Genomic DNA, 3,124 nt, shown 5'->3' with positions numbered 1-3,124 from the left:
GTCGGGACGGACCAGCACCGCGCCCGAGCCGAGGTCGTTCGTCACCGTCCCGGCCGCGTACCGTATCCGGTCCGCCCAGCCGCTCACCGAGGCCTCCAGGCGTCGGTCGGTGCCGAATTCGAGCAGGACGCCCCGTCCGTCCGCCATGAGGTCGCCGAGGCGGGTGCCGTCCTCGAAGAGGAAGTCGGGGGCACTGCGGCCCACCAGCGGATGCCCGCTGCCGAGGTCGTAGCGGGTCCACGCTCCGGACAGCCTCCCGAACACGTAGGTCGCGCCGTCACCGGTGCCTATGAGATCGCGGACCACCGCCTGGATCGCCTGGGCGTACGGTTCCGGCCGCATGGTCGCCACCTGGGCGCGCGACCAGTCGAGCACCGCCGCGCCGATCGGATGGCGCTCGTCGGTGTAGGTGTCGAGCAGCCCGTCCGGCGCGTGCCCGCGCACGGTCGCCGCGAGCTTCCAGCCCAGGTTCACGGCGTCGCCCATGCCCGTGTTCAGCCCCTGGCCGCCGAGGGGCGAGTGGATGTGGGCGGCGTCGCCCGCGAGCAGGACCCGCCCCCGCCGGTACGCCGTCGTCTGCATCGCCCGGTCGGTGAAGGTCGAGACGAGGTGGACCTCTTCGATCGTCACGTCGAGGCCCGACACCCGGCGCAGAACCGCCTGGAGGTGCTCGCGGGTCGGCGGCTGCGAACGGTCGAACGCGCCGCCGTCGAAGTCCGCCACGGCCATGTGCCCCTCGGCGGGCATCCTGAGGTACATGCCCGTCGGCGTCAGGTTGAAGCCGGGGCGCAGGCTGTCGGGGCCGCCGACGGTGGCCTGCATGGTGTAGCCGGTGAACTGCGGCTGCGTGCCGACGAACTCGAAGCCCGCGAGCCTGCGCACCGTACTGCGGCCGCCGTCGCAGCCGACCAGCCAGCGCGCCTCGTAGGTATCGGTGCCGGCCTGTGCGACCACGCTCTCGTCGTGCTGGACGACGGCCGACACCGGAACGCCGCGCCTGATCTCCACGCCGAGCTTGGCCGCCCGCTCGGACAGCACGCTCTCGACCGCTTCGAGGTCCGACAGCACGGCTTCGGGCGCCGGGCCGGAAAGCCGGAAGGGGAGGGCGCCGAGGTCGATCCGGTCCCTGTCGAGCATCATGCCGGCGAAGTGCCCGCCGAACCGGGGGCGCGTCGGCACGTCCTCCTCGTCGGGGGCCTCACCGAACCCCACCTGAGGGCCGGACGCCGTCAGCAGCTGTTCCAGCAGTCCGCGCCGGTAGAACGCCTCCACCGACGTGGAGAACAGCCCGCGCCGCCCGAGCGGGGCCGACCGTAACGGGGAGCCGAGCGCCGACTCCCTTTCGAGCACCAATACGGAACAACCCGCGAGGCCAAGCTCGCAGGCCAGGGCCAGACCTACCGGACCGGCTCCCACGATCACCACGTCATGCACGAGAGATCCCCTCATCGAACTCCCGGCCGGACGGCTGTCCGGCGGGACTTCTCAAGAGTCCCAGCCCCCACCGACAACGCGCCGACAGCACCGGCAGACCACCGACAAACGACCGGCACCGGTATACGTGGATTCAGAGGGGGGTCGGCAGGCCCGATGGGGTTCGGCCCGCTCAGGCGCCCCAGCCGTAGGCGTCCTGCGTGGACAGGTCCCGCCAGAACTTCGGTTCGATCTGCGTCGTCACGCCCGCGGCTTCGAACATCGGCCGGATCTCGGCGCCCTGCTCCTGGAAGAACGACTCGAAGCTCTGCCGGTCGGGCCACTCGTCCAGCACCATCACACGGCTGCCGTCCTCGGAGCCGTAGAAGCGGTGCGCGATGAGGCCGTGGCGCTTCGCCGCTTCGAGGACACCCTGGAACTTCTCCGCGTTGTTCTGGGCGTACCGCTCCAACGCCGCCGCGTCACCGGCGGCCTCCAACGTCAAGATCACGGACATCGCTCCTCCTGAGCACTCGCGGAACCGTACGGAGATGTTTGCAGCAAACGGCACCCGGCTGGGGCAAACACGCCATGAGGCCATCGGGCGGGCGCCGTTGGGGTGGCGGGGCGGCCATCGGTGAGGGGTCGAGAAGGGCTGCTCCCGTCCGGTGTGGACGCGGCCCGGTCGCGTTAGCCTGCTGCGGACGTTCGATTCGCCACGACGGCCCGGCCGTTGTGCCGGGGGAGCTGGGGGACGGATGGACGGGCTCACGTCGGAGGACCCGGTGCGCGTGGACCGGTACCGGCTGCTGAGGCGGTTGGGGGCCGGGGGGATGGGCACCGTCTACCTCGCGAGCGGCCCGGGCGGTGACCTCGTGGCGCTGAAGGCGATCCACGCGAGCCGGGCGCGCGAGCCCGAGTTCCGCCGGCGCTTCGACCGGGAGGCCCTCGCCGTGATGCGGGTGGCCGACCGGTGGATCCCTCCCTTCGAGGCCGCCGGGCGGGAGGGGGACGTGCCGTGGCTGGCGACCCGGTACGTGCCCGCGCTGTCCCTGGCCGAAGCGGTCGAGGAGTACGGGGCCCTCCCCGCCGACGCCTGCTGGTGGATGCTGAACTGCCTGGTCAGTGCGCTGAGTACGGTGCACGGCGCCGGGCTGGTCCACCGTGACCTCAAACCGGCGAACGTGCTCCTGACCGACGACGGCGCCCTGCTCATCGACTTCGGCATCGCCCACACGCCCACGGACACGCGGCTCACCGCCACCGGCCACTTCATCGGCAGCGCCGGCTACGGCGCACCCGAGACCGTGCGCGGCGAGGAGGTGAGCGGGCAGGCCGACGTGTTCGCGCTGGGCGGCGTGCTGACCTACGCGGCCTCCGGGCGACCGCCGTTCGGCAGGGGCACCTACGAGGCGGTCGTCGCCCGTTCCCTCACCGCCGATCCGATGACCGACGGGATCGGGAACGCGGAGTTACGGGCTCTCGCCCGGGCCTGCCTGGCCAAGGATCCGGGCCGGCGGGCAGCCCTGGGGACCGTCGCGGCATCCGTGCGCGCCGCGACCGCGGGTCGCGGGGCGGGGCGGTGGCCCTGGCTGCCGGTCGCCCTGCTCGCCCGCATCCGGGCGAGGGCGGACGAGGCCGCCGCCGCGGCCGCACCGCCCACCCGCCCGGGGCAGCAGGCCACCACCTAGACCGCCACCGCCCGGCCGGC

3 protein-coding genes are annotated in these 3,124 nt (G+C 72.9%); 1 reads left to right on the top strand and 2 read right to left on the bottom strand.

Annotated features, from left to right (window positions below; translation table 11 throughout):
• Together AB0O29_RS34745 and AB0O29_RS34740 are read right to left on the bottom strand one after the other, a co-directional pair.
• On the bottom strand, positions 1-1,434 hold a 1,434-nt coding region (locus AB0O29_RS34745), incomplete at its 3' end, for an FAD-dependent oxidoreductase (RefSeq protein WP_365160105.1).
• Between the two features lie 172 nt (positions 1,435-1,606).
• A complete protein-coding gene (locus tag AB0O29_RS34740; protein WP_365160102.1) occupies positions 1,607-1,924 on the bottom strand; it encodes a hypothetical protein in 318 nt (105 codons plus the stop codon).
• Positions 1,925-2,171: 247 nt separating this feature from the next.
• Here AB0O29_RS34740 and AB0O29_RS34735 point away from each other — a divergent pair, with 247 nt between their 5' ends.
• Positions 2,172-3,104, top strand: coding sequence for a serine/threonine-protein kinase (locus AB0O29_RS34735; RefSeq protein WP_365160099.1), 933 nt, complete (start codon positions 2,172-2,174; stop codon positions 3,102-3,104).
• Positions 3,105-3,124: the final 20 nt, after the last annotated feature.

The sequence above is a fragment of the Streptomyces sp. NPDC089915 genome (genome assembly GCF_040684675.1).
Lineage (GTDB): Bacteria > Actinomycetota > Actinomycetes > Streptomycetales > Streptomycetaceae > Streptomyces.
Note: the sequence above shows the minus strand (reverse complement) of the source record. Positions and strands in the feature narration are given on the sequence as shown.